23 protein-coding genes are annotated in these 26,405 nt (G+C 72.8%); 12 read left to right on the forward strand and 11 right to left on the reverse strand.

Translation table 11 applies throughout. From position 1 onward, the window contains the following. Positions 1 to 40: 40 nt before the first annotated feature. A complete protein-coding gene (locus ACWDVG_RS20530) occupies positions 41 to 2,335 on the forward strand; it encodes an MMPL family transporter (RefSeq protein ID WP_451700723.1) in 2,295 nt (764 codons plus the stop codon). Between the two features lie 48 nt (positions 2,336 to 2,383). On the opposite strand, the gene ACWDVG_RS20535 is transcribed toward ACWDVG_RS20530, so the two are convergent. The 6 genes from ACWDVG_RS20535 to ACWDVG_RS20560 are packed head-to-tail and all read right to left on the reverse strand — an operon-like array spanning position 2,384 to position 9,562. Continuing rightward, positions 2,384 to 3,802, reverse strand: a complete 1,419-nt coding sequence (locus tag ACWDVG_RS20535) for an NAD(P)/FAD-dependent oxidoreductase (protein WP_451700724.1) — start codon at positions 3,800 to 3,802, stop codon at positions 2,384 to 2,386. 36 nt (positions 3,803 to 3,838) lie between these two features. Next, the gene (locus tag ACWDVG_RS20540; protein ID WP_451700725.1) at positions 3,839 to 4,633 is read right to left on the reverse strand and encodes an ABC transporter permease; all 795 of its coding nucleotides are present in this window, start codon (positions 4,631 to 4,633) and stop codon (positions 3,839 to 3,841) included. Next, positions 4,633 to 5,562, reverse strand: coding sequence for an ABC transporter permease (locus ACWDVG_RS20545; protein ID WP_451700726.1), 930 nt, complete (start codon positions 5,560 to 5,562; stop codon positions 4,633 to 4,635). Before ACWDVG_RS20545 ends, ACWDVG_RS20540 begins: the two co-directional genes overlap by 1 nt. Next, a complete protein-coding gene (locus tag ACWDVG_RS20550) occupies positions 5,559 to 6,707 on the reverse strand; it encodes an ABC transporter ATP-binding protein (protein ID WP_451700727.1) in 1,149 nt (382 codons plus the stop codon). Before ACWDVG_RS20550 ends, ACWDVG_RS20545 begins: the two co-directional genes overlap by 4 nt. Before the next feature lie 42 nt (positions 6,708 to 6,749). Beyond that, the gene (locus ACWDVG_RS20555; RefSeq protein ID WP_451700728.1) at positions 6,750 to 7,997 is read right to left on the reverse strand and encodes a polyamine ABC transporter substrate-binding protein; all 1,248 of its coding nucleotides are present in this window, start codon (positions 7,995 to 7,997) and stop codon (positions 6,750 to 6,752) included. A gap of 50 nt (positions 7,998 to 8,047) precedes the next feature. Beyond that, positions 8,048 to 9,562 (reverse strand): gamma-aminobutyraldehyde dehydrogenase, encoded by a 1,515-nt coding sequence (locus ACWDVG_RS20560; RefSeq protein ID WP_451700729.1) that lies wholly within the window; start codon positions 9,560 to 9,562, stop codon positions 8,048 to 8,050. 175 nt (positions 9,563 to 9,737) lie between these two features. On the opposite strand from ACWDVG_RS20560, the gene ACWDVG_RS20565 reads away from it, so the two are divergent. Then, positions 9,738 to 10,292 carry an NADAR family protein gene (locus ACWDVG_RS20565; RefSeq protein WP_451700731.1) on the forward strand — a complete coding sequence of 185 codons (555 nt, stop codon included), beginning with the start codon at positions 9,738 to 9,740 and terminating at the stop codon, positions 10,290 to 10,292. Between the two features lie 117 nt (positions 10,293 to 10,409). On the opposite strand, the gene ACWDVG_RS20570 is transcribed toward ACWDVG_RS20565, so the two are convergent. Beyond that, positions 10,410 to 11,093, reverse strand: a complete 684-nt coding sequence (locus ACWDVG_RS20570) for a DUF4190 domain-containing protein (protein ID WP_451700732.1) — start codon at positions 11,091 to 11,093, stop codon at positions 10,410 to 10,412. Positions 11,094 to 11,169: 76 nt separating this feature from the next. Between ACWDVG_RS20570 and ACWDVG_RS20575 the strand changes: the two genes are divergently transcribed. The 5 genes from ACWDVG_RS20575 (at position 11,170) to ACWDVG_RS20595 (ending at position 16,143) form a co-directional block, all read left to right on the forward strand. Next, positions 11,170 to 12,201: an adenosine deaminase gene (locus ACWDVG_RS20575; RefSeq protein ID WP_451700733.1), complete on the forward strand. Its 1,032-nt coding sequence runs from the start codon at positions 11,170 to 11,172 to the stop codon at positions 12,199 to 12,201. A 19-nt stretch (positions 12,202 to 12,220) separates the two neighbouring features. Continuing rightward, positions 12,221 to 12,910 (forward strand): glycerophosphodiester phosphodiesterase, encoded by a 690-nt coding sequence (locus tag ACWDVG_RS20580; protein WP_451700734.1) that lies wholly within the window; start codon positions 12,221 to 12,223, stop codon positions 12,908 to 12,910. A 3-nt stretch (positions 12,911 to 12,913) separates the two neighbouring features. Beyond that, positions 12,914 to 14,158 (forward strand): sensor histidine kinase, encoded by a 1,245-nt coding sequence (locus tag ACWDVG_RS20585; RefSeq protein ID WP_451700735.1) that lies wholly within the window; start codon positions 12,914 to 12,916, stop codon positions 14,156 to 14,158. Further along, positions 14,155 to 14,865, forward strand: coding sequence for a response regulator (locus tag ACWDVG_RS20590; protein ID WP_451700736.1), 711 nt, complete (start codon positions 14,155 to 14,157; stop codon positions 14,863 to 14,865). Before ACWDVG_RS20585 ends, ACWDVG_RS20590 begins: the two co-directional genes overlap by 4 nt. A 96-nt stretch (positions 14,866 to 14,961) precedes the next feature. After that, positions 14,962 to 16,143 carry a serine hydrolase domain-containing protein gene (locus ACWDVG_RS20595; RefSeq protein WP_451700737.1) on the forward strand — a complete coding sequence of 394 codons (1,182 nt, stop codon included), beginning with the start codon at positions 14,962 to 14,964 and terminating at the stop codon, positions 16,141 to 16,143. Here the strand turns inward: ACWDVG_RS20595 and ACWDVG_RS20600 are convergent. Together ACWDVG_RS20600 and ACWDVG_RS20605 are read right to left on the reverse strand one after the other, a co-directional pair. Next, the gene (locus ACWDVG_RS20600) at positions 16,109 to 16,657 is read right to left on the reverse strand and encodes a hypothetical protein (protein WP_451700738.1); all 549 of its coding nucleotides are present in this window, start codon (positions 16,655 to 16,657) and stop codon (positions 16,109 to 16,111) included. The genes ACWDVG_RS20595 and ACWDVG_RS20600 overlap by 35 nt on opposite strands. A 156-nt stretch (positions 16,658 to 16,813) precedes the next feature. Next, positions 16,814 to 18,250, reverse strand: a complete 1,437-nt coding sequence (locus ACWDVG_RS20605) for a gamma-aminobutyraldehyde dehydrogenase (RefSeq protein WP_451700739.1) — start codon at positions 18,248 to 18,250, stop codon at positions 16,814 to 16,816. Positions 18,251 to 18,440: 190 nt separating this feature from the next. On the opposite strand from ACWDVG_RS20605, the gene ACWDVG_RS20610 reads away from it, so the two are divergent. The 5 genes from ACWDVG_RS20610 (at position 18,441) to ACWDVG_RS20630 (ending at position 23,626) form a co-directional block, all read left to right on the forward strand. Continuing rightward, a complete protein-coding gene (locus ACWDVG_RS20610; RefSeq protein WP_451700741.1) occupies positions 18,441 to 18,947 on the forward strand; it encodes an Lrp/AsnC family transcriptional regulator in 507 nt (168 codons plus the stop codon). Further along, a complete protein-coding gene (locus ACWDVG_RS20615) occupies positions 18,932 to 20,311 on the forward strand; it encodes an aspartate aminotransferase family protein (protein ID WP_451700742.1) in 1,380 nt (459 codons plus the stop codon). The genes ACWDVG_RS20610 and ACWDVG_RS20615 overlap by 16 nt, the downstream gene beginning before the upstream one ends. Positions 20,312 to 20,530: 219 nt before the next feature. Next, positions 20,531 to 21,262: an ABC transporter ATP-binding protein gene (locus tag ACWDVG_RS20620; protein ID WP_451700743.1), complete on the forward strand. Its 732-nt coding sequence runs from the start codon at positions 20,531 to 20,533 to the stop codon at positions 21,260 to 21,262. After that, on the forward strand, positions 21,244 to 22,395 hold the full coding sequence (locus ACWDVG_RS20625) for a hypothetical protein (protein ID WP_451700744.1): 1,152 nt from the start codon (positions 21,244 to 21,246) through the stop codon (positions 22,393 to 22,395). Before ACWDVG_RS20620 ends, ACWDVG_RS20625 begins: the two co-directional genes overlap by 19 nt. 91 nt (positions 22,396 to 22,486) lie before the next feature. After that, entirely contained in the window at positions 22,487 to 23,626 is a 1,140-nt protein-coding gene (locus ACWDVG_RS20630; protein WP_451700745.1) for an LOG family protein, read from the forward strand. A 61-nt stretch (positions 23,627 to 23,687) separates the two neighbouring features. On the opposite strand, the gene ACWDVG_RS20635 is transcribed toward ACWDVG_RS20630, so the two are convergent. Together ACWDVG_RS20635 and ACWDVG_RS20640 are read right to left on the reverse strand one after the other, a co-directional pair. Continuing rightward, a complete protein-coding gene (locus ACWDVG_RS20635) occupies positions 23,688 to 24,779 on the reverse strand; it encodes an ABC transporter ATP-binding protein (RefSeq protein WP_451700746.1) in 1,092 nt (363 codons plus the stop codon). Continuing rightward, positions 24,779 to 26,392, reverse strand: a complete 1,614-nt coding sequence (locus ACWDVG_RS20640; RefSeq protein WP_451700771.1) for an ABC transporter permease — start codon at positions 26,390 to 26,392, stop codon at positions 24,779 to 24,781. The genes ACWDVG_RS20635 and ACWDVG_RS20640 overlap by 1 nt, the downstream gene beginning before the upstream one ends. Positions 26,393 to 26,405 lie beyond the last annotated feature (13 nt).

The raw sequence follows: 26,405 nt of genomic DNA on the forward strand, positions 1-26,405 counted from the left end.
GCCACCTCCGCTCCTCCACCCCGCGACGGGAGTACCCGCCATGCCGACCCCGCCGTCCCCGGACCACGCGCCCCGACGTCCCCGCGCGAAGGGGGTGCTGTGGCGGCTCGGCGCCTGGTCGGCCCGCCACTTCGTCCTGGTGATCGCCGCGTGGATCGTGGCACTGGCCGCCCTCCTGACCCTGGAGCACGTGTACGGCGGCGAGTACTCCGACGACTACGCCCTGCCCGGCACCCAGTCCGCCGAGGGACTCGACGTGCTGCGGGCGCACGATCCGGCCGCCGGCGGCTACAGCGCGCAGGTGGTGCTGCACGACGCCGAGAAGCCGCTCACCGAGATGGGCGACCAGATCTCCGCCGCGGTCACCTCCCTCGGGAAGCTGCCGGACGTCCTGAGCGTGCAGAGCCCGCTGCCGGCCCCGGGCACCACGCCGCCGACCGTGCCGCAGGGAACGCCGAACCCCGGCCCCCTCTCGACGGACGGCGGCACCGGCTACATCACGATGCGTTTCGCCGTCCAGCCCTCCACCCTCGACGCCGCCTACCTGGACGGCGTGGACAGCGCCGTGGCGCCGCTGCGCGCCGCCGGGATCCAGGTCGAGTACGGCGGCTCGCTCGGTGAGCTGGCCCGCCCCGAGGCCAACGACCGGCTCAGCGAGGCGATCGGGTTCGGGGTCGCGATCGTGGTGCTCCTGATCGGCTTCGGCAGCGCGCTCGCCGCCGTCCTCCCGCTGGTCACCGCGCTCTTCGCGGCCCTCTGCGGCCTCGGCCTGCTGGGGCTGCTCGCCGCCGCGTGGACCTTCGCGACCGTCTCGCCGACCCTCGCGACGATGATCGGCATCGGCGTCGGCATCGACTACGCGCTGTTTCTGATCACCCGCCACCGCCAGCTCCTGATGAACGGCGCCGATCCGGTGACGGCCGCCGCGGCGGCCACCGCCACCAGTGGCCGCGCGGTCCTCGTCTCCGGGTGCACGGTCGTCATCGCCCTGTCCGGCCTGTGGGTCTCCGGGCTCACCTTCATCGGGCTGCTCGGCCTCGCCGCGACGTCCACCGTGGTGACCGCCGTGCTCGGCGCGCTCACACTCGTACCGGCGATGCTCGGGCTGATCGGGCGGCGGATCGACCGGCTGCGGGTGCGCACCCCGATCGCCGAGGCCGACGTCGCGGCGGGCGAGGAGCACGGGGCGTGGCACCGCTACGCCCAGCGCGTCGAGCGGCGGCCGTGGTGGTTCCTGGCCGCCGGTGTCGTGGTGCTGGTGGTGCTCGCGATCCCCCTGTTCTTCATCCAGCTCGGGCACATCGGTGACGGCGCCGATCCCGAGTCCTTCACCGACCGGCGCGCCTACGACCTGATGTCCACGGCCTTCGGGCCCGGCTCCAACGGGCCGCTGACCCTGGTGATCGACCAGACCGCGGTGCCCGCCGCCGACCGGTCCGCCCTCGCCGCGCAAGCCCAGAAGGCCCTCACCGGCGTGCCGGACGCCGCCCTGATCACCCCCCTGACGCCGACCCCGGACGGGGACGTCCTGGTCGCCACCGCGTACTCGGTCGCGGCGCCGCAGGACGAGCGGACCACGCGGCTGGCCAACGACCTCGTCGACACCGTCCTGCCCCGGGCCGTCGGCGGCACCGAGGCCACCCCGTACGTCACCGGCACCACCGCCGCGCAGGTCGACTTCCTCGACATCGTCTCCAGCAGGCTGCCGCTGATCATCGCCGTGGTGGTGGCCCTGGCGTTCCTCGTGATCCTGGTCGTCTTCCGCGGCCCGCTCGTCGCCGCCAAGGCCGCGGTCCTCAACCTGCTCTCGATCGGCGCCTCGTACGGCGTGGTGGTGGCCGTCTTCCAGTGGGGCTGGGGCGGCCCGGCCCTGGGCGTCTCCGGAGAGGTCCCGATCGAGAGCTACGTGCCGATGATGATGTTCGCCATCGTCTTCGGCCTGAGCATGGACTACGAGATCTTCCTGCTGTCCCGTGTCCACGAGGCGTGGCTGCGGACCGGCGACGCCAGGGCGAGCGTCGCGCACGCGCTGGAGATCACCGCGCGCGTGATCACCTGCGCGGCGCTCATCATGGTCAGCGTCTTCGCCGCCTTCGTCGTCAGCGACGACATCGTCGTCAAGATGATGGGCCTCGGTCTGGCCGCGAGCGTGCTCATCGACGCCACGGTCGCCCGGCTGCTGCTGGTGCCCGCCGTGATGACGCTGCTCGGCCCCAGGGCCTGGTGGACCCCGCGCTGGCTGGACCGCGTCCTGCCCCACCTGGACACCGAGGGCGAGGGCGCGCTGGCCGGGGTCACCGGGAACGGGCCGGCGGGGCCACGAAGCACTCCGTGACCCCGCCGGGCTCCGCTCCCTCATCCGGACCGGTCCGGAAGGGGCGCCCTAGCTGTCGAAGCCGAGGCCGAGCCGGTCCATCGCCTTGAGCCACAGGTTGCGCCGGCCGCCGTTGGCGTCCGCGCGGGCCAGGGACCACTTGGTGAGGCCGATGCCGGCCCAGGCGATCGGCTCGGGCGGGAACGGCAGCGGCTTGGAGCGGACCATCGACAGCTCGGTGCGCTCGGTGCGCTCGCCCGCGAGCAGGTCGAGCATCACGTCGGCGCCGAAGCGGGTGGCGCCCACGCCGAGGCCGGTGAAGCCCGCCGCGTACGCCACCTTGCCCTGGTGCGCCGTGCCGAAGAAGGCGGAGAAGCGCGAGCAGGTGTCGATGGCGCCGCCCCAGGCGTGGGTGAACCGGAGCCCCTCCAGCTGCGGGAAGCAGGTGAAGAAGTGCTCGGCGAGCTTGAGGTACGTCTCGGGGCGGTGGTCCATCTCGGCGGTGACCTTGCCGCCGAAGCGGTAGACCGCGTCGTAGCCGCCCCACAGGATGCGGTGGTCGGCGGTGATGCGGAAGTAGTGGAACTGGTTGGCGGAGTCGCCGAGACCCTGGCGGTTCTTCCAGCCGACGGAGGCGAGCTGCTCGGCGCTGAGCGGCTCGGTCATGAGGGCGTAGTCGTACACCGGGACGGTGTAGGCACGGACCCGCTTGACCAGGGACGGGAAGACGTTGGTGCCGAGGGCGACCCGGCGGGCGGCGACCCGGCCGTAGGGGGTGCGGACGGCGAGACCGGCGCCCGCGGAGACCAGGTCGAGGCCGGGGGTGTTCTCGAAGATCCGGACGCCGAGGTCGAGGCAGGCCCGCTTGAGGCCCCAGGCGAGCTTGGCGGGGTGCAGCATGGCCACGCCGCGCCGGTCCCAGAGGCCGCCGAGGAAGGTCGGCGAGGCGACCTCGGCCCGTACGGCGTCCCGGTCGAGGAGTTCGAGGCCCTCGGCGAGACCGAGCCGGTCGGCCTCCTCGTACCAGGCGTAGAGCTCGTCGACCTGGTACGGCTCGGTGGCGACGTCGATCTCGCCGGTGCGCTCGAACTCGCAGTCGAGCCCGTAGCGGGCGACCGCCTCCTCGATGGCGTCGAGGTTGCGCTCGCCGAGCCGCTCCAGCTTCGGCAGCTCGCCCGGCCAGCGGGCGAGCCCGTTGCCGAAGCCGTGGGTGAGGGAGGCGGCGCAGAAGCCGCCGTTGCGGCCCGAGGCGGCCCAGCCCACCTCACGGCCTTCGATCAGCACGACGTCCCGTGCGGGGTCGCGCTCCTTGGCGAGGAGCGCGGTCCACAGTCCGCTGTAGCCGCCGCCGACGACGAGGAGGTCGCACTTCTCGGTGCCGGTGAGGGCGGGCAGGGCGGCGGGCTTGCCGGGGTCTTCCAGCCAGAAGGGGACGGGCTGGGCGTCGGAGAGAGAGGGTGCAGCGAGACGCATGGCGACTGGGGCCATGGTTTCCAACTCCTTCGGTGCCTGACCGTGGTTCGGTCAGGCCGTTGCCGATTTCTTGCGCCGGTTCGTGATGATCTGACCGGTGACGACCACCAGGACGGCGATGACGAACATGGCCGTGCCGATGACGTTGATCTGGACGGGCGTGCCGCGCTGTGCCGATCCCCAGACGAACATGGGGAAGGTGACGGTGTTGCCCGCGTTGAAGTTGGTGATGATGAAGTCGTCGAACGAGAGCGCGAAGGCGAGGAGCGCGCCGGCGGCGATGCCGGGCGCGGCGATCGGCAGGGTCACCCGCAGGAAGGTCTGCGCGGGCCCGGCGTAGAGGTCGCGCGCGGCCTCCTCCAGGCTCGGGTCCATGGACAGGACCCGGGCCTTGACCGCCGTCACGACGAACGACAGACAGAACATGATGTGGGCGATGAGGACCGTCCAGAAGCCCAGCTCGATCCCCATGTTGAGGAAGAGGGTGAGCAGCGAGGCGGCCATCACGACCTCGGGCATCGCCATCGGCAGGAAGATCAGCGAGTTGATCGCGCCGCGCGCCCGGAAGCGGTAGCGGACGAGCGCGAAGGCGATCATCGTGCCGAGGACGACCGCGCCGAGCGTCGCCCAGGCGGCGAGATGGAGCGAGAGCGTGAGCGACTCGCACATGTCGGCGACGCCGCAGGGGTCCTTCCAGGCGTCGAGCGAGAACTGCTGCCAGGCGTAGTTGAAGCGCCCGTTCGGCTTGTTGAACGAGAACACCATCACGACGACGTTCGGCACGATCATGTACGCGAGGGTGAGCAGTCCCGCGAGGGCGACGAGGTTCTTGCGGAGCCAGCGCATCAGACCAGGTCCTCCGTTCCGGCCCGGCGGATGTAGAGGCTGACCATCACCAGGACGATCGCCATGAGGATGAACGAGAGGGCGGCGGCCGTCGGGTAGTCGAGGACGCGCAGGAACTGCGACTGGATGACGTTGCCGATCATCTTGGTGTCGGTGGAGCCGAGCAGTTCCGCGTTGACGTAGTCGCCGCTCGCCGGGATGAAGGTGAGCAGGGTGCCGGAGACGACGCCGGGCATCGACAGCGGGAACGTCACCTTGCGGAAGGTGGTGGCCGGGGAGGCGTACAGGTCCTGCGCGGCCTCGTGCAGCCGGCCGTCGATCCGCTCCAGGGAGGTGTAGAGGGGCAGGATCATGAAGGGCAGGAAGTTGTACGTGAGGCCGCAGACGACCGCCATCGGGGTGGCGAGGACGCGGTCGCCCTCGGTCCAGCCGATCCAGCTGGTGACGTCGAGGACGTGGAGGGTGTTGAGCACGTCCACGACGACGCTGTCGTCGGCCAGGATCGTCTTCCACGCCAGCGTCCGGATGAGGAAGCTGGTGAAGAAGGGCGCGATGACGAGGACGAGGAGCAGGTTGCGCCAGCGGCCGGCCCTGAAGGCGATCAGGTACGCGAGCGGGTAGCCGAGCAGCAGGCAGAGCAGGGTCGCGGTCCCGGCGTACAGCACGGAGCGCAGGAGCTGCGGCCAGTACTCGGCGAAGGCGTCGACGTAGGTCCGGAAGTGCCAGGTGACCCGGAAGCCCGATTCGAGGTCGCCGGTCTGCACGGACGTCGAGGCCTGGTAGACCATCGGCAGCGCGAAGAAGACGAGCAGCCAGACGATGCCGGGCAGCAGCAGCCAGTACGGGACGAGGCGCTTGCGGGCGGAGGGCTTGCGCAGAACCGGTTCCTCGACGGGTCCGGGCGCCTCCTTCGCCAGGGTGGCGCTCACGCGGCGTCCTCCACCGTCTCCACGCCCGCGTCGATGTCCTGGGCGGCGTCGAGGCCGAAGGTGTGCGCCGGGTTCCAGTGCAGGACGACCTCGGCGCCCGGGAGGAGCCCCGCGCGGCGGTCGACGTTCTGCTCGTACACCTGGAGCTCGGCGCCGGCCGGCGAGTTCACCACGTACTGGGTGGAGACGCCGATGAAGGAGGAGTCGACGATCCGGCCGGTGACCCGGTTGCGGCCGTCGGCGACGGCCCCGGCCTCGTCGGCGCGGGCGAGGGAGATCTTCTCGGGCCGTACGCCGACGAGCACCTTGCCGCCCTTGCGGGCGGCGGAGGTACAGCGGTCGCCGGGCACCCTGAGCGTGCCGCCGCCGGCCGTGACGACCACGTCGGCGCCGGTCTCGACGACCTCGGCCTCGATGAGGTTGGAGGTGCCGAGGAAGTTGGCGACGAAGGTGGTGCGCGGGTTCTCGTACAGGTCGGCGGGGGCGCCGAGCTGCTCGACCCGGCCGCCGTTCATGACCGCGACCTGGTCGGCCATGGTCATGGCCTCCTCCTGGTCGTGGGTGACGTGCACGAAGGTGATGCCGACCTCGGTCTGGATGCGCTTGAGCTCCAGCTGCATCTGGCGGCGCAGCTTGAGGTCGAGGGCGCCGAGCGGCTCGTCGAGGAGGAGCACCTGCGGGTGGTTGATGAGCGCGCGGGCGACGGCGACGCGCTGCTGCTGGCCGCCGGAGAGCTGGTGGGGCTTGTGGCGGGCCTTGTCGCCGAGCTGGACCAGCTCCAGCATGTCGTCGACCTGCTTCTTCACGGACGTGATGCCGCGCCGGCGCAGACCGAAGGCGATGTTCTCGGAGATGTCCATGTGCGGGAAGAGCGCGTAGGACTGGAAGACGGTGTTGACCGGCCGCTTGTACGGCGGCAGGTCGGTGACGTCGCGGTCGCCGAGGAAGACGGAGCCGGTGCTGGGGTCCTCGAGGCCGGCGATCATCCGCAGGGTGGTGGTCTTGCCGCAGCCGGAGGCGCCGAGGAGGGCGAAGAAGGAGCCCTGGGGGACGGTCAGGTCGAGCGGGTGGACCGCCGTGAAGGCGCCGTACGTCTTGCTGATCCCGGTGAGACGGACGTCGCCGCCGGTGTTCTTGTCAGTCATGGGTGGTGGTCCCGAGGGGTGAGAGGGGTGGACGACGACGGCTCAGGCGCCGATGAGCTTGGCGAACTTCTCCTCGTACGCCGTCTCCTCCGCGCTGGTGAGCGAGCGGAAGGCGCGGGACTTCTTCGCCATCGCCCTGTCCGGGAGGATCAGCGTGTTGTTCGCGAGCTCGGGGTCGATCTTGGCGAGCTCGTCCTTCACCCCGTCGACCGGGCACACGTAGTTGATGTACGCGGCGAGCTGCGCGGCCACCGGCAGCTCGTAGTAGTAGTCGATGAGCTTCTCGGCGTTCGCCTTGTGGCGGGCCTGCGTGGGCACCAGCAGGTTGTCGCTGGAGGTGATGTAGCCGGCGGCCGGGATCGAGAACCGGATGTCCGGGTTGTCCGCCTGGAGCTGGATGACGTCACCGGCCCAGGCCAGACAGGCGGCGATGTCGCCCTTGTCGAGGTCCGAGGTGTAGTCGTTGCCCGTGAAGCGGCGGATCTGCTTCTTGTCCACGCCCTTCTGGAGGCGCCCGATGGCCGCGTCGTAGTCGGCGTCGGTGAACTTCCCCGGGTCCTTGCCCATGTCGAGCAGGGTCATGCCGACGGAGTCCCGCATCTCGGTGAGGAAGCCCACCCGGCCCTTGAGGGCGGGGTCGTCGAGGAGCTGGGTGACCGAGTCGACCTTCTTCCCGCCGGTCGCCTTCACGTTGTACGCGATGACGGTGGAGATGCCGGTCCAGGGATACGAGTACGACCGGCCCGGATCCCAGTCGGGGCGGCGGAACTGGGCGGACAGGTTGGCGTACGCGTTGGGCAGGTTCGACGGGTCGAGCTTCTGCGCCCAGCCCAGGCGGATCATGCGGGCGGCCAGCCAGTCGGTGACGCAGATCAGGTCGCGGCCGGTGTCCTGGCCGGCCGCGAGCTGCGGCTTGATCTTTCCGAAGAACTCGACGTTGTCGTTGATGTCCTCGGTGTACTTGACCTTGATCCCGGTGCGTTTCGTGAACGCCTCCAGGGTCGGCCGGGACTTCTCGTCCTCGCTGACGTCCATGTACTCGGTCCAGTTGGAGAAGGAGAGGCTCTTCTCCTTGGCCGAGAAGTCCGTGGAGGCGGGCCCCTGGCCCTCCCGCTTCGCCGGCGGGATGCCGCAGGCGCTCAGACCGGCGAGGCCGCCGATCGTGAGGGCGCCGACACCGCCCGCGCGCAGCATCGACCGGCGGCTCAGGGCGCCGCGGCCACTCGTCATGCTGCGCCGTATGGCCGCCAGCTGCGCTGCGGACAGGCGGTCGGGCTCGTACTGCTCCATGCGCTGTGCCCTTTCGGGATGGGTAGGCCGCTGGTCGGGCGGCTGATCTGCTATCGGTCCCCGAAGATCGTGCGGTGCCAGTCCTTGGCCGCCACCGCCGTGTTGTCGTACATCACGTGCTTGACCTGCGTGTACTCCTCGAAGGAGTACGCGGACATGTCCTTTCCGAAGCCGGAGGCCTTGGAGCCGCCGTGCGGCATCTCGCTGATGATCGGGATGTGGTCGTTGACCCAGACGCAGCCCGCCCTGAGCTCGCGGGTGGCCCGGTTCGCCCGGTACACGCTGGTGCTCCAGGCGGAGGCCGCGAGGCCGTACGGGGTGTCGTTGGCGAGCCGGATGCCCTCGTCGTCGCCGTCGAAGGGCAGGGCCACCAGGACGGGTCCGAAGATCTCCGACTGCACGACCTCGCTGTCCTGCGCCGCGCCGGTGATCAGGGTGGGACGGTAGTATGCGCCGTTCTTGAGCGCGCCACCAGGGGCTTCGCCGCCGGTGACGACCGTCGCGCAGCCGCGGGCGCGCTCGACGAAGGCGGCGACCCGGTCGCGCTGGGCGAAGCTGACGAGCGGGCCGAGGTCCGTCGACGGGTCGAACGGGTCGCCGAGCCGGACGGTCTCCATGAGTTCGGCCACCCGGGCGACGAAGGCGTCGAAGAGCGGGCGCTGGACGTAGGCGCGGGTCGCGGCGGTGCAGTCCTGGCCGCTGTTGATGAGGGAGGCGGCGACGGCGCCGTGGGCGGCGGCCTCCAGGTCGGCGTCGTCGAAGACGACGAAGGGGGCCTTGCCGCCGAGTTCGAGGTGGAGCCGCTTCACGGTGGAGGTGGCGATCTCGGCGACCCGCTTGCCGACCGGGGTGGAGCCGGTGAAGGAGGTCATGGCGACGCCGTCGTGGCCGACGAGGTGCTCGCCCGCGGTCCGTCCGGCGCCGGTGACGACGTTGACGACCCCGTCGGGGATGCCGGCGTCGGTGACCGCCTGCGCGAACATCAGCGAGGTGAGCGGGGTCAGCTCGGCCGGCTTCAGGACGATGGTGTTGCCGGCGGCGACGGCCGGGAGGATCTTCCAGGCGGCCATCTGGAGCGGATAGTTCCAGGGGGCGATGGAGCCGACGACCCCGATCGGCTCGCGCCGTACGTACGAGGTGTGGTCGCCGCTGTACTCGCCGGCCGACTGGCCCTGGAGGTGCCGGGCCGCCCCGGCGAAGAACGCGGTGTTGTCGATCGTGCCGGGCACGTCGAACTCGGTGGTGAGCTTGAGGGGCTTGCCGCACTGGAGGGACTCGACGCGGGCGAAGTCCTCGGCCCGTTCGGCGAGGACGCCGGCGAGGCGGTGCAGCGCGTCGGAGCGCTCGCCCGGGGTGGCGCCCGCCCAGCCGGGGAACGCCTCCTGGGCGGCGGCGACGGCCGCGTCGACGTCGGCGGTGGAGGCGAGCGCGTAGGTGAGCACGCTCTCCCCCGTCGCCGGGTCGATCACGCTGTGGTCCTCACCCGACGTTCCGGGCCGCAGCCGCCCGCCGATGTACTGCGCGCCGTCCGCGAAGCGGTCCGTCACCTGGAAGCGGTTGCCCATGACGCTCTCCGTTGTCCCAGCTCGAATTGAGTGCCGATCCTGACAGAGTGATCCCGGCCCAACAAGGGATTCCGTTGTTGCCTTTTGGTTACGCGACGGAATCGGTCGACCATGTGTCGAGGCGGCCGAAAAATCTCCGTACGGAGTGTCCGTGGCGGCTGCCAGACTCGCGTGCATGAACACGATCGACACGCTGACGGAGCAGGTCAGGCGGGGTGACCGGGTGAAGTGGCTGCACTTCTGGGGCCACCGTCCGCACCCCGACGGACGGCTCACACAGAGCTGTCTCAGCCAGTGGTGGCCGTCGCCCTTCACCGTCGACGGCGTCCGGTACGCGACGGCGGAGCACTGGATGATGGCCGGCAAGGCCCGCCTCTTCGGCGACGCCGAGGCGGAGCGGGCGGCGCTGGACGCCCGCACCCCGGCGGAGGCGAAGAAGGCCGGCCGGCTGGTGCGGGGCTTCGACGACGCGGTGTGGGAGCGGGAGCGGTTCGGCGTCGTCGTCGAGGGCAGCGTCCACAAGTTCGCCTCGGACGAGTCCCTGCGGGCGTATCTGCTCGGCACGGGCACGCGGGTCCTGGTGGAGGCCAGCCCGCTGGACCGGATCTGGGGCATCGGGCTGGCCGCCGACGACCGGCGCGCCCACGACCCGTCCGCGTGGCGGGGGCTCAACCTCCTGGGCTTCGCCCTGATGGAGGCCAGGGACCGGCTGCGCGGCGGTTCGCTCTGACGGTGCGGGCGCTGTCCGGGGGTCACGGGGCGTGCCCGCACCCGGGCGGGGGCTCAGGGGACGGGCCCCGCACCCGGCGGGGGTGCGGGGCCCGTCACGCGGGAGCGCTCGTGGGGCTCAGCGGTCCGCGTCCACGACGAGGCTCGACCCGTACGGGTCGCCGGAGTCGGTGTCCTCGAACTTCTCGATGTTGGCGATGAACCATCCCCAGAAGGCGATCATCAGGATGCCCAGGGCGATGCCGATCGCGCCCATGATGATGCCGGAGGTGGCCTGCCCGCTGTTGTTCGCCTCGCCGCGCTGGACCCGCTTGCGGCCGAGGATGCCGAAGATCAGGGCGAGCGCGCCCAGGACCAGGCTCGGCACGCCGTAGAAGCAGAAGAGCGCGATGGCCAGGATGCCGAGGACCATGCCCGCGGTGCCCATGCCGTTCTGCGGCGCCGCGCCCCAGCCGGGCTGGCCCCCGTAGCCGCCGCCGTACGAGGGCGGGTAGCCGTACGAGGGCGTGGCCGGCGCGGCCGGGGTCGTCGGGTAGCCGTAGGCGGGCGTCGACGGCGTGGCCGCCGGCGGGTAGCCGTACGTCCCCGCGCCGGCCGCCGGGCCGCCGGGCGCCACCGGGGGCGGCGGGACGTCCCCGGCCGGGCCGCCGCCGAGCGGCATGGACGTCATGGTCGGCTGGTCGTGCACCGGCGGGGCGGGCGGCACGGCCCCCTTGCTGACCTCGACCCCGTCGCGGTTGGGCGGAGCCCACGGGTCCGCCGGGTCGAAGTCCCCCGGCCTCTGCTCTCGGTTGTCTGACATGGGCCCTCCCCCATCGTGGTCCCGCCATGCTACGGCTTCACTCCGCGGGGGGAATCGTCCGGCCTACGATGACCCGATGAGCGATCTCCATCCCTTCATCGCGGGCCTTCCCAAGGCCGAGCTGCACGTCCACCACGTCGGCTCCGCGTCCCCCCGGATCGTCGCCGAGCTCGCGGCCCGGCACCCGGACTCCAAGGTTCCGACGGACCCGGAGGCGCTGGCCGACTACTTCACGTTCACCGACTTCGCGCACTTCATCCAGGTCTACCTCTCCGTCGTGGACCTGGTCCGCACCCCGGAGGACGTGCGCCTGCTGACCTTCGAGGTCGCCCGGGACATGGCCCGGCAGAACATCCGCTACGCCGAGCTGACCATCACCCCGTACTCCTCCACCCGCCGCGGCATCGACGAGCAGGCCTTCATGGCGGCCATCGAGGACGCCCGCAAGTCCGCGGAGGCCGAGTTCGGCACGGTCCTGCGCTGGTGCTTCGACATCCCCGGCGAGGCCGGACTGGTCTCCGCCGAGGAGACGGCACGGCTCGCCACCACCGACGGGCTGCGCCCCGAGGGCCTGGTCTCCTTCGGCCTCGGCGGCCCGGAGATCGGCGTACCGCGGCCGCAGTTCAAGCCGTTCTTCGACCTGGCCCGCGCGGCCGGTCTGCACTCCGTCCCGCACGCGGGCGAGACGACGGGACCGGGCACCGTGTGGGACGCGATCCGCGACCTGGGCGCCGAGCGCATCGGCCACGGCACCAGCTCCGTCCAGGACCCGGAGCTGCTCGCGTACCTGGCGGAGCACCGGATCGCCCTGGAGGTCTGCCCGACCTCGAACATCGCGACCCGGGCCGTGGCGACCATGGAGGAGCACCCGATCCGGCAGATGGTGGACGCCGGGGTCCTGGTGACGGTGAACAGCGACGACCCGCCGATGTTCGGCACCGACCTGAACACCGAGTACGCGGTCGCCGCCCGGCTCCTCGGCCTCGACGAGCGCGGCCTCGCCGCCCTCGCGAAGAACGCGGTGGAGGCCTCGTTCCTCGACCCGGCGGGCAAGGCGCGGCTGGCCGCCGAGATCGACACGTACACGGACGCCTGGCTGGCCCGCTGACGGCGTCGAGAATGGGGGCATGCGCATCGTCACTGTCGTAGGTCACCGCGGCGACCCGTACCGCGTCCGGGAGAACACGCTCGCCTCGATCGCCTCGGCGATCGAGCGAGGGGCGGACGCGGTCGAGGTCGACGTCCGGCTCACCCGGGACGGGGTGCCCGTCCTCCTCCACGACGACACCCTGAAGCGGCTGTGGGGGCACGACCGGCCGCTGGCCTCGCTCACGCACGCGGAGGTCGGGGAGGTGACCCGCGGCGGGGTGCCGACGCTGCGGGAGGCGCTGATCACGGCCGGGGACCACCGGCTGATGCTGGACCTGCCCGGCGGGAACGAGGACTCGGTCCGCACGATCGTCGGGACCGTCCGCGAGGCCGGGGCCGGCGAGCGCGTCTACTACTGCGCCGGCGCCGTCGCCATGCTCCAGGTCCGGGCGGCCGACCCGCACGCGGAGATCGCGCTCACCTGGACCTCGCTGGCCCCGCCGCGGAAGCTGCTCCTGGACGCGGTGCGGCCGCGGTGGCTCAACTACCGCTTCGGTCTGGTGAGCCGGGCCCTGGCCGAGCGGGTGCACCGGGACGGCCTGCTGCTCTCGGCGTGGACCGCCGACACCTCCCGCACGATGCGCCGGCTCGTCGCGAGCGGCGCCGACGCGATCACCACCAACCGGGTCGACGCGCTCGCCGCGGTGCTGCGGAAGGGCCGGGCGTGATCCATGGGCATACGGGGGGAGGTGCGGGGCCGGTGGGAGCGGGCGCGGGGCTGGGGGGCGGCCAACCCGTGGGCGGTGGACATCGGGGTCGCGCTGCTGGTGCAGGCGGCGGTGACGATGCCGTTCGTGGTGCCGCGGGCGCCCGGGCTGCCCCCGGCGACCTGGGCGGCGTACGGCCTGACGACGCTCACCGTGCTGCCGCTGGTCTGGCGGCGGCGCGCGCCGCTCGCCGTCCTGCTGGCGATCATGGCCGCGAGCGCGCTGTACCAGCTGGCCGTGGACGGGCCGGGGCAGCCGCTGCCGTACACGGGCCTGGTGGCCGTGCACACGGTCGCGGCGCTCGCGCCCGGGTGGCAGCGGCTGACGACGGCGGTGCTGATGCTCGTCGCCGTCCCGGTGTCGGTGTGGCTCAACACCCGGTCGGCGCGCGAACTGACCTTCTCGCTCTTCGTGTTCGGCGCGGCGTACGTCTTCGGGCGGCTGACCGACGCCCGGCAGCGGGCCCAGCGGGTGGAGTCGGAGCGGGCCGCCGCGCGTGAACGGGCCCGGATCGCCCGGGAGATGCACGACATCCTGTCGCACGCCGTGAGCCTGATGGTGGTGCAGGCGGAGGCGGGCCCGGTGGCGGTCCGCGCGGCACCGGAGCGGGCCGAGGCGGCGTTCGAGGCGATCTCGGCGACGGGCCGCGAGGCGATGGACCAACTGCGGCGCATGCTGGGCGTGTTGCGCGACGGCGGTCCGGTGACCGGACCCCCCGCCGGGGCGACGGCCCGGTACGGGTACGGGAAGGGGGACGGGGACGGCGGGCACGGGACGGTGTCGGCGCCGCGCGCGCCGCAGCCGGACCTCGCCGAACTGCCGGGCCTCCTGGAGCGGGTACGGGCCGGCGGCCTCGACGTCGCGTACGAGACGACCGGCGGGGTCAGGGCGCTGCCTTCCGCGACCGGCGCGACCGTCTTCCGGATCGTGCAGGAGGCGCTGACCAACGTCGTCCGGCACGCCGGGGCCCGCACGGCGACCGTGCGGCTCGACCACGCCGACGGGCGGCTCACCGTCCTCGTGCGGGACGACGGGCGCGGCCCCCGCCCGGGGGCGCCCGTCGGCGGCCACGGCCACGGCCTGGTCGGCATCCGGGAGCGGGCCGCCGCGCACGGCGGGACGGCCACGGCGGGCCCGGGCCCGGACGGGAGGGGCTTCGAGGTGCGGGTGCGGCTCCCCGTACCCTCCTCGGCGGAGGTGGGGACGTGACGATCCGCGTGGTGGTGGCCGACGACCAGGAGCTGGTGCGCAGCGGCTTCGCGATGATCCTGGACGCGCAGCCGGACATCGAGGTGGTGGCGGAGGCCGGCGACGGCGCGGCGGCGGTGGAGGCGGTCCGCGCGCACGCCCCGGACGTGGCGCTCCTGGACGTCCGGATGCCCCGGATGGACGGCATCGAGGCGTGCCGGGCGATCGGCGCGGAGAGCGCCTGCCGGACGGTGATCCTGACGACCTTCGACACCGACGCGTACGTGTACGAGGCGCTGCACGCGGGGGCGAGCGGCTTCCTCCTGAAGGACGTGCGGCGCGACGACCTGGTGCACGCGGTGCGGGTGGTGGCGGCGGGCGATGCGCTGCTGGCGCCGTCGGTGGCGCGGCGGCTCGTCGAGCAGTACACGGCGGGCGGCCCGCGCAGGACGGTCCCCGACGTGCGGCTGGAGGCGCTGACCGGCCGGGAGCGGGAGACGCTGCTGCTGCTGGCGCGGGGCCTGTCGAACGCGGAGATCGCGGCCGAGCTGGTGGTGAGCGAGCACACGGTGAAGACGCACGTCGGGAACGTCCTCGCGAAGCTGGGGCTGCGGGACCGGATCCAGGCGGTGATCTGCGCGTACGAGACGGGTCTCGTGGCGCCCGCTCCTCCCCCGCCCGGGGGAGCCGGGGGCCCGGGGCCCTCCCCCGCGCCGGTGAGGAACTGACACGGCGAAGACCGCCGGTGCGGGCGATCCGCGCGTCGCCGCGGGTCAGCAGGATGGAGCCGTCGAGAACGAAGGCTCACACCAACGGAGTTGACCATGAGGAAGACCACCCGCGCCCTGCTCGCCGCGAGTCTGGTCCTGGGCGTCGCCGCGGGTCCGTCGCTCGCCCCGGCCTTCGCCTCCGCGCCGGTGGCGACCGGACCGGCGGAGGCGGTGACCGGGACGGCGGCCCCGGATCCGAGCGCGGTGATCGCGGGCCTGCCGCGCGCGGACGCGACGGCGGCGCTGGTGCGGATCGGCGGCACGGAGGGCTCCTGGCGGGGCAGCGCGGGGGTGCGCGATCTGGAGTCGGGGCTCCCGGCGGACCCGGGGGCGCGCTTCCGGGCCGGTTCGGTGACGAAGGTGTTCACGGCGGCGACGGTGCTGCACCTCGCGGCGGAGGGCCGGATCGACCTGGACCGGTCGGCCCGCTCGTACCTCCCGGAGCTGATTCCCGGCCGGTACGCGACGGTGACGGTGCGTCAGCTTCTCAACCACACGCACGGCATCCCGGCGCCCGACTTCCCGGGCCGGACCGTGGAGGAGTGGTACGCGCACCGCTTCGACGTCCACGATCCGCAGGCGATGGTCCGCTCGGCGACCGCCAAGCCGCGGGAGTTCCGGCCGGGCACCCGCCAGCACTACCTGAACATCGGTTACACGATCGCCGGCCTCCTGGTGGAGCGGGTGACGGGCGAGGCGTTCGAGCGGCAGGTGGAGCGCCGGGTCCTGCGGCCGCTGGGGCTGCGGGACACGTACTTCCCGGGTGGGGAGCCGGAGATCCGCGGCCCGTACAACCACGGCTACCAGACGATGCGCCTGGACGACGGCGCGACGGGCCTGCGGGACGTCTCCGTCTGGGGGACGACGGACGGGTGGGCGGCGGGCGACCTGGTGTCGACCACCGCCGACCTGGAGCGGTTCACGCGGGCCCTGTTCGGGGGCCGGGTGGTGCGCGGTCCGCTGCTTGAGGAGATGTTCACGCTGCCCGGGGTCACCGACCTCAGGACCGGCGAGCCCGCCGCGTACGCCGTCGGCCTGGGGATGCGGCGGCTCGGTGGGCGGGAGGTGTGGGGGAAGACGGGTGGCCGCTGGGGGTACAACGCGGCGATCGCCTCGACCCGCCACGGGGAGCGGACGTTGGTCTACAGCGTCAACGCGACGGACGCGAAGGGCGAGGACGCGAACCGTACGGCGCTGGAGATCACGCTGGCGACGTTCGGGACGCCGTCGGAGTGACCTCGGGGGCGGCCGCCTCCAGGCGCTTGATCAGCCGGCGGACGTGGAGCAGCGGCAGGATGCCGACGACCCCGAAGGACATGTCGATCACGGACCACCAGAAGGGGATGTCCCGGATCGGCCCGCAGATCAGGGCGAGCGGGATGATGCCGACGCAGGCGATCATGCCGAACTCGACGACCCAGACGTTGCGGACGGGGTCGCGGTAGGCGCCCCAGAAGGCGACGGCGATGACGAGGTGGGCGAAGGCCAGCCAGTCGGTGCCGTAGAGGAGGTACGGGGCGTCGGCGTCGGCGGTCTCCAGTCCGCCCCGTACCCGGTGGATCCACTCGGCGAGGCCGGGGAGGGCGTCGGCGACCGGCGACGCCCAGCCGGCCAGGGCGCCGTCGAGGAGGCGGAGTTCGGTGACGAGCGGGAAGGCGGTGACCCCGCTGAGGACGAGGCAGACGACGAAGACGATCAGCCAGGCGCGGATGCGCGCGAGAAGGGCTCTCGGCCCGTTCGGGTCGCTCATGCCGCCACCCTACGCCCACTCTGAACATGTTCAAAAACAGGGGGCCCGCCGGGAAACGCCGGGGTGAGCGGGGCACGCCCGCTGGCCCCGCCGGGAAACGCCGAGGGGCGGCCGGAACCGGGTTCCGGCCGCCCCTCGTGACGGTGCCTCAGGGCATCAGCCCAGCGAGGTCATCACGTGCTTGATGCGCGTGTAGTCCTCGAAGCCGTACGCGGAGAGGTCCTTGCCGTAGCCGGACTTCTTGTAGCCGCCGTGGGGCATCTCGGCGACGAGCGGGATGTGGGTGTTGATCCACACGCAGCCGAAGTCGAGGGCCTTGGACATGCGCATGGCGCGGGCGTGGTCCTTGGTCCAGACGGAGGAGGCCAGGGCGTACTCGACGTCGTTGGCGAACTCCAGGGCCTGGGCCTCGTCCGTGAAGGACTGGACGGTGATGACCGGGCCGAAGACCTCGTTCTGGACGATCTCGTCGTCCTGCTTGAGGCCGGAGACGACGGTCGGGGCGTAGAAGTAGCCCTGCTCGCCGACGCGGTGGCCACCGGCCTCGACCTTGGCGTGCGCCGGGAGGCGGTCGATGAAGCCCGCGACCTGCTTCAGCTGGTTCGCGTTGTTCAGCGGGCCGTAGAGCACGTCCTCGTCGTCCGGCCGGCCGGTCTTCGTGTCGGCCGCCGCCTTGGCGAGCTGGGCCACGAACTCGTCGTGGATGGACTCGTGGACGAGGACGCGGGTCGCGGCCGTGCAGTCCTGGCCGGCGTTGAAGAAGCCGGCGACGGAGATGTCCTCGACGGCCTTGGCGATGTCGGTGTCCTCGAAGACCACGACGGGGGCCTTGCCGCCCAGCTCCAGGTGGACGCGCTTGACGTCCTTGGCCGCCGACTCGGCGACCTGCATGCCGGCGCGGACGGAGCCGGTGATGGAGGCCATCGCCGGGACCGGGTGCTCGACCATGGCCTTGCCGGTCTCGCGGTCGCCGCAGATGACGTTGAAGACGCCCTTGGGGACGATCTGGCCGATGATCTCGGCGATCAGGACGGTCGACGCGGGGGTCGTGTCCGAGGGCTTGAGGACGACGGTGTTGCCCGCGGCGAGCGCCGGGGCGAACTTCCACACGGCCATCATCATCGGGTAGTTCCAGGGCGCGACCTGGGCACAGACGCCGACGGGCTCGCGGCGGACGATGGAGGTCATGCCCTCCATGTACTCGCCGGCTGAACGGCCCTCGAGCAGCCGGGCGGCGCCCGCGAAGAAGCGGATCTGGTCCACCATCGGGGGGATTTCCTCGCTCGCGGTGAGGGCGACCGGCTTGCCGGTGTTCTCGACCTCGGCGGCGATCAGGTCCTCGGCGCGCTCCTCGAAGGCGTCGGCGATCTTGAGGAGCACCTTCTGGCGCTCGGCCGGCGTCGTGTCGCGCCAGGCGGGGAAGGCGGCCGCGGCGGCCTCCATGGCGGCGTCGACGTCGGTCTGGCCGGAGAGCGGGGACGTCGCGTACACCTCACCGGTGGCGGGGTTGATCACGTCGATCGTGCGGCCGTCGGCCGCGTCCCGGAACTCCCCGTTGATGTAGTTGCGCAGCCGGCGCAGCTCGGTGGTCACTTGCCACCCCTCCTGTCACGTTCTGTCGTCGCACGTCCTTGTGCGCTGTCCCGATGGGCGAGACACCTCAGCCTAATCGCTTCACCGACGCTTTCAACAGGCCTGAGCCCTTCCAACTTCGGATTCGGTGAGATCGCGAGCGGATCACAACGAATTTCATCGCTCCCGGCTTGCAAGACGGAGCATCTCGGTGCACAGTGAAGGCGTGGCCAGTCGAAGCGCAGACTCCAGAACCGGAACCGGTTCGTCCCCGACGATCGATGCCGTCTCCCTGGCGATCATCGAGCAGCTCCAGCAGGACGGACGCCGTCCGTACGCCTCCATCGGCAAGGCCGTCGGCCTGTCCGAGGCGGCCGTGCGACAGCGCGTCCAGAAGCTGCTCGACCAGGGCGTCATGCAGATCGTCGCCGTCACCGACCCCCTCACCGTGGGCTTCCGGCGACAGGCGATGGTCGGCATCAACGTCGAGGGTGACCTGGATCCGGTCGCCGAGGCGCTGACGGCCATGGCCGAGTGCGAGTACGTGGTGATGACCGCGGGCTCGTTCGACCTCATGGTGGAGATCGTCTGCGAGGACGACGACCACCTTCTCGATGTGATCAACAAGCGGATCCGCACGCTCCCCGGCGTGCGCTCCACCGAGAGCTTCGTCTACCTGAAGCTCAAGAAGCAGACCTACATGTGGGGAACCCGATAGCCGTGAGCAAGGACCTCTCCCGTACCGCCTACGACCACCTGTGGATGCACTTCACCCGCATGTCGTCGTACGAGAACAACCCCGTCCCCACCATCGTCCGCGGTGAGGGCACCTACATCTACGACGACAAGGGCAGGAAGTACCTCGACGGCCTCGCCGGCCTGTTCGTGGTCCAGGCCGGCCACGGCCGTACCGAGCTCGCCGAGGTCGCCGCCAAGCAGGCCCAGGAGCTCGCCTTCTTCCCGGTGTGGTCCTACGCCCACCCGAAGGCCGTCGAGCTCGCCGAGCGCCTCGCGAACGAGGCCCCGGGCGACCTCAACAAGGTCTTCTTCACCACCGGTGGCGGTGAGGCCGTCGAGACCGCCTGGAAGCTCGCCAAGCAGTACTTCAAGCTGGTCGGCAAGCCCACCAAGTACAAGGTCATCTCGCGCGCGGTCGCCTACCACGGCACCCCGCAGGGCGCCCTGTCCATCACCGGCCTGCCCGGCCTGAAGGCCCCCTTCGAGCCGCTGGTCCCCGGCGCGCACAAGGTCCCGAACACCAACATCTACCGCGCCCCGATCCACGGCGACGACCCCGAGGCCTTCGGCCGCTGGGCCGCCGACCAGATCGAGCAGCAGATCCTCTTCGAGGGCCCCGACACCGTCGCGGCGGTCTTCCTGGAGCCGGTGCAGAACGCCGGCGGCTGCTTCCCGCCGCCGCCCGGGTACTTCAAGCGGGTCCGCGAGATCTGCGACCAGTACGACGTGCTGCTCGTCTCCGACGAGGTCATCTGCGCCTTCGGCCGCCTCGGCACGACCTTCGCCTGCGACAAGTTCGGCTACGTCCCGGACATGATCACCTGCGCCAAGGGCATGACCTCGGGCTACTCCCCGATCGGCGCGTGCATCGTCTCCGACCGGCTCGCCGAGCCGTTCTACAAGGGCGACAACACCTTCCTGCACGGCTACACCTTCGGCGGCCACCCGGTCTCCGCGGCCGTGGGCGTCGCCAACCTCGACCTGTTCGAGAAGGAGAAGCTCAACCAGCACGTGCTCGACAACGAGGGCAACTTCCTGTCGACGCTGCAGAAGCTGCACGACCTGCCGATCGTCGGCGACGTCCGCGGCAACGGCTTCTTCTACGGCATCGAGCTCGTGAAGGACAAGGCCACCAAGGAGTCCTTCAACGACGAGGAGACCGAGCGCGTCCTGTACGGCTTCCTCTCCAAGGCCCTCTTCGACAACGGCCTGTACTGCCGCGCCGACGACCGTGGCGACCCGGTCATCCAGCTGGCGCCGCCGCTGATCTCGGACCAGTCCACGTTCGACGAGATCGAGCAGATCCTCCGCGCCACCCTCACCGAGGCGTGGACCAAGCTGTAACGGCCGCACGGCCCCCGCAGCATCACGCCGCCCTCACGGCGTGACCCCGGCCCGGGTATGCCGCCATCCGAGTGGATGGCGGCGACCCGGGCCGTGTGCTGTCCGTACAAGCGGATCTGAATCCTTACGGTGCCGAGTGACCCACAGGCCCGTCTCCTCGTTCCCCCGTACGGGGGACCACGGGGGATACACATCAGATCCGACTTCGAGGTGTACGCGATGGTGGCCCCACCGGACAACGACGTGCTCTGGGCGCGTTCCCTGCACTGCGCCCTGAACGGCTCCGACGCCCTCAGCGGCGTCTCCCTCGGCGTCCGCGAGGGCGAGATCCTCGCCCTGGTCGGCCCGCGGGGCAGCGGCAAGACGACCCTGCTGCGCTGCCTCTCCGGCCAGCTCGTCGCCCAGCAGGGCGAGGTGTGGTTCAACAGTGCCCCCGTCCACACCCTCGGCGCCGCCCAGCGCGAACGGCTCCGCCGTGACCGCTTCGCCTGGCTCGGCCCCGAACCGGGCCTCGTCCCCGAACTCACCGGCTGGGAGAACGCCGCCCTCCCCCTGCTCCTGCGCGGGGTCTCGCACCGGGCCGCGAAGACCGCCGCCGTCGAATGGCTGGACCGCCTCGACGTCGGCGCCGCCGCCCGCAAGCGGCCGCACGCGCTCACCCGCGCCCAGGGCCAGCGGATCGCCCTCGCCCGCGCCCTCGTCACCACCCCGTCGGTCCTCTTCGCCGACGAACCCACCGCCTCCCTCCACCGGGCCGACGGCGCCCAGGTGCTCCGCACCCTCACCGCCGCCGCCCGCTCCCACGGGATCACGGTGCTCCTCGCCACCCACGACCCCGACGTCGCGGCGCTGGCCGACCGGACGGTCGCGCTCCTCGACGGACGCCGGGTCGGCACCGTACCCCCGGCGTCAGGGGCGGAGGGCGTCGCCGCGTGCTCGCTCTCCGTCTAGTCCGCGGCACCCACCCGCTCGTCCAGCTGCGGCGGCTCCTCGTCGCCGCGGCGGCCGCCGGCGTGGGCTTCCTGCTCCTGTGCACCCTCGGGTACGCCGTCGGGCACCCGGATCGGTCCGCCACCGCCGCCCTGCGGCTGCTGTGGTGCGTCCTTCCGCTGGCGGCGACCGTCCAGTTCGCCGTCGCCGTCGCCCGTACCGACCCCAGCACCCGGCCCCGGCCCGGCCTGTCCGCCGTCGGCCTCGGCCCCGCCCGGCTCACCGCGATCGCGGCCACCTCCACCGCCGTCGCCTGCACCCTCGGCTCGGCCGTCGCGCTGCTGTTCTACCTCCACCTGCGCGGCGACATCACCGGGCTGCCCTTCGACGGGGCGGCGGCCGGCCTCCTCGCCGCCGACCAGCCCGTGCCGCTCGCCGCCGCCCTCACCCTCCTCGCGGTCCTGCCGGTCACCGCCGCCGTCGCCGCGGGCCTCGCCCTGCGCCCCAGGACCCGGCCGGCCGCCCCGGAGGGCGCCGAGCGGCCGGTGCCGTCCGGTCTGCCCTGGGGCGTCGCCCTCGTCGCCGTGGGCCTCGCCGTCGAGACGTACGCGGGCCGCGGCGGCTCCGGCTCCGTCGTCCCGCTGCCCGGCCGCTTCGACGGCGGCCCGGCCGGGGTCCTCGCCGGCTGGGTCCTCACCGCGCTCGGCCTCGCCGTCGCGGGCCCCGGCATCGCGTACGGCTGCGGCCGCCTCCTCCAGGCCGTCCGGCCCGGCGCGGTCCGGCTGCTCGCCGGCCGCGTCCTCATGGACGAGGCCCGCCGCATCGGCCGGCCCCTCGGCGTCGTCTGCGCGGTGCTCTCCGGCGTCCTCGCCGCCACCACCGTGTACGGGCCGGGCGGCGACGGCAGCGCCTTCGGGCCGCTCACCGGCCTCGGCGCGACCCTCCTCGTCGCCTGCACCACCGCGACGCTCCTGACGGCCGCCCTGGAGTCCCGGCAGGGCCGCACCCACACCACCGAGGCGCTGCTGCGGCTCGGCGCCCCGCCGACCGTCCTGCGCACCGCCGCCCTCATGCGGGCCGGCACCCTCCTCGCCGTCTTCCTGCCCCTCACCTGGCTGGTGGGCGAACTCGCCGCGCTGCCGCTCACGGCCTGAGTCGTGGACGGCGTGTGAGGAGCCCCCCGGCGGGGTGAGGACCCTGAAAAACCTGGGGGCCGCCCACCCGGCCGCCGCCTATCGTGGGCCCATGGCGACGCCCCCACCCGCCTACCGGCCGCGCGGACCGCGCGGCCCCGGGCGCGAGATCCACACCCAGGCCGAGTTCGACGCGGCGCTCGCCCGGCACGGCTCCCTCGCCGGACACCGGGTGCAGTCGGTCGACCTCACCGACCGGACCTTCGCCCTGCTGGCCGCGTCCACCACGGACGCCGTCTTCCTCGGCTGCCCCATGCAGCCCGAGGCCGCGGCCAAGGTCCGCGCCGACGGCGCCCTGGTCTTCCCGCCCGTCCCGGACCTGCCGTTCGACCCGTACCGGGGCCACCTCTACACCCCCGACGAGCTCTTCGCCGGGATCGCCGAGCGGGAGTACGAGGCCACCCCGGACTTCCTGGCCTACGAGTGGTTCGGCCGGACCGCCACCGACGGCGACATCTTCTCCGCCGTGCTCCGCTCGCTCCACGACGACGCCGTCTCCGACGCCCTCGACGAACACCTCGAAGGGGCCCGGGTCGTCGGCGTCATGGGCGGCCACGCGACGGGCCGCGGCACCGACGCCTACGCGGGCGCCGCCCGTCTCGGCAGGACGCTCGCCCGCTCCGGGCTCACGGTCGCCACCGGGGGCGGGCCCGGCGCGATGGAGGCCGCCAACCTCGGCGCCTATCTGGCCCCGCTCCCCGACGCGGCCCTGCCGGAGGCGCTCGACCTGCTCGCCAAGGCCCCGTCGTTCGCGCCGTCCGTGACCGACTGGGCCCGCGCCGCCTTCGAGGTACGGAGCCGGCTGCCCGGCGGCGGCGACTCGATCGGCATCCCCACCTGGTTCTACGGCCACGAGCCGCCGAACCCCTTCGCCGCCCGCATCGCGAAGTACTTCGCCAACGCCACCCGCGAGGAAGGTCTCCTCGCCCGCTCCACGGCGGGCGTCGTCTTCCTGCCGGGCGCGGCCGGCACGGTCCAGGAGATCTTCGACAACGCGACCCCCAACTACTATGCCTCCCGGGGCGCGCCCACCCCGATGGTCCTCGTCGACCGCGACCACTGGACCGCACGCCTCCCGGCCTGGCCGCTCCTGGAGGCCCTGGCGGCCGGCCGGCCGATGGCGGCCCGCATCGCCCTGGTCGACTCGATCGACGAGGCCCCGGCGGCCCTCGCCCGCCTCTCCGCGCCCTGACGCCCCGGCCGTTCCGGCGCCCCGGCGGTGCGCCGGTCGGCCGGCCCGGCGCCCCCGGCGGTCACCCCGCGCCGAGGACCACGATCTCCGCGGGGTCGAACTCCACCGCCACCACCGCGCCCACCTCCGGCGCCTCCCGCAGGGCGAACTCCGCCTCCAGCGGCGGGCCGTCCGAAGGCCGCAGCCGGACCGCGACCCGGGCACCCCGGAAGGTGCGGGACTCCACCGTCCAGCCGTCCCCGACCCCGGCCCCGACCCCGGCCCCGGCGGCCTCGGACCCCGCTCCGGCCCCCGCCCAAGCGTCAGCCCCGGCTCCGGCTCCGGCGAGGCGCACCCCGCCCGGCCGCACGAGCACCCGCCGCTCCCCCTGCGGCGAGCCCTCCGGCACCGGGACCTTCCCCCACACCGTCCGCGCCACGACCCCGGTCACCGTCGCCGCCACCACGTTGTCGAAGCCCAGGAACCGCGCCACGAACTCCGACGCCGGCCGCCGCCACACCTCCAGCGGCGCCCCCGACTGGGCGACGCGACCGTCCCGCATCACCACGACCCGGTCGGCGAGCGCGAACGCCTCGCCCTGGTCGTGCGTGACGGCCAGCACCGTCGTCCCGAGCCGCCCGAACAGCTCCCGCAGCTCCACCACGAGCCGCTCCCGCAGCCCCCGGTCGAGCTGCCCCAGCGGCTCGTCCAGCATCAGCAGCCGGGGCCGCGGCGCCAGCGCCCGCGCGAGCGCCACCCGCTGCTGCTCCCCGCCGGACAGCGCCGACACCGCCCGGCGCTCCGCCCCCGGCAGGCCCACCAGGTCCAGGAGCTCCGCGACCCGCTCCCGCTGCTCGGCACGGCCCGCACCCCGCATCCGCAGCCCGAAGGCCACGTTGCCGGCGACGTCCCGCTGCGGGAACAACTGGTGGTCCTGGAACATCAGGCCCACCTCGCGCCGGTGCGTCGGCACCCCCGCCTGGTCGGCGCCGCCCAACAGCACCCGGCCGGACGTCAGCGGCTGCAGACCGGCAACCACCCGCAGCAGGGTCGACTTCCCGGACCCGCTCGGCCCCAGCACGCACACGATCTCGTGCGCGGCGACCTCCAGGTCCACGCCGTCCAGCGCGGCCCGCGCCCCGAACCGTACGGTCGCGTCGTCGAGCGTCAGCATCAGAACTCCCCGGTGGTCCGGTCGGTGCGCAGCCGTTCCAGCAGCAGCAGGGACACCGCGCACACCACCATCAGAATCGTCGACAGGGCCATCGCCTGCCCGTAGTTGAGCTCGCCCGGACGGCCGAGGAGCCGCGCCACCGCCACCGGCAGCGTCGGGCTGTCGGGCCGGGCGATGAAGACCGTCGCGCCGAACTCGCCGAGCGAGACGGCGAAGGCGAATCCGGCCGCGATCAGCAACGCCCGCCGCACCAGCGGCAGGTCCACCTCCCGCCACGCCCGCCACGGCGACGCCCCCAGCACGGCCGCCGCCTCCCGCAGCCGCTCGTCCACCGCCCGCAGCACCGGCAGCATCGTCCGCACGACGAACGGGACACCGACCAGCGCCTGCGCCAGCGGCACCAGGATCCAGCTGGCCCGCAGGTCGAACGGCGGCTCGTCGAGCGTGATGAGGAACCCGAAGCCGACGGTGACCGCCGACACCCCGAGGGGCAGCATCAGCAGCGCGTCGAACCCCCGCACCAGCCGCCCGGCCCGCCGGGTCAGCGCCGCCGCCGCGAGCCCGCCGACCACCACCGCGATCCCGGTGGCGACGACCGCGTACCGCAGTGAGTTCCCGATCGCCTCCAGCGGCGGCACCAGGAACGTGCCCGACTCGTCGAGCGACCCGAGCGCCCGGTAGTAGCGCAGCCCGTACCCGTCCGGCGCCGCGAACGACCGCTCCACCAGCGTCCCCAGCGGCAGCAGCACCAGCAGCGCCACCGACAGCAGCACGCCCCCGAGCAGCGCCCACTGCCCGGCCCCGCGCGGCCTGCGCGCGGTCGACTCCGGTGCCACGAGCCGCAGCGCGCTCTCCCCGCGCCGCACCGTCCGGGCGTGCACGGCCAGGACCGCGCCCACCGCCGCGAACTGCACGATCGTGAGGACGGCCGCCGTCGGCAGGTCCAGCAGCCGCGCGGTCTGCCGGTAGATCTCGGCCTCCAGCGTCGTGTACGCGTCACCACCGAGGATCTGCACCACACCGAAGGAGGTGAACGTGAAGAGGAACACCATCAGCGCCGCCGCCGACACGGCGGGCACCAGCGCCGGCAGCGTCACCGACCGCCACGCCGTCCAACGCGAGGCCCCCAGGACCCGGGCGGCCTCCTCCTGCCGCGGGTCCAGCTGCGCCCACAGCCCGCCGACGGTCCGCACGACCACCGCGTAGTTGAAGAACACGTGCGCGAGGAGGATCGCCCACACGCTCGTGTCCAGCCGCAGCCCCCACAGCTCGTCCGTGAGCCCGCCGCGGCCGACGAGCGCCAGGAACGCCGTGCCGACCAGGACCGTCGGCAGCACGAACGGCACCGTCACCACCGCCCGCAGCACGCCCTTGCCTGGAAAGTCGAAGCGCGCGAAGACGTACGCGCCGGGCAGCGCGAGCAGCAGCGTCAGCGCCGTCGACGCCAGCGCCTGCCACACCGTGAACCCGAGCACGTCCACGATGTCCGGCCGCGACAGGGTCTCCCCGATCCGGCCGAACCGCCACACCCCGTCGGGTCGCAGCCCCCGCTCCACGATCGACACGACGGGCCAGGCGAAGAAGACCCCGAAGAACGCGACGGGCAGGACCATCAGGCCCAGCCGC

It is taken from the genome of Streptomyces sp. NPDC003327, from assembly GCF_053589515.1.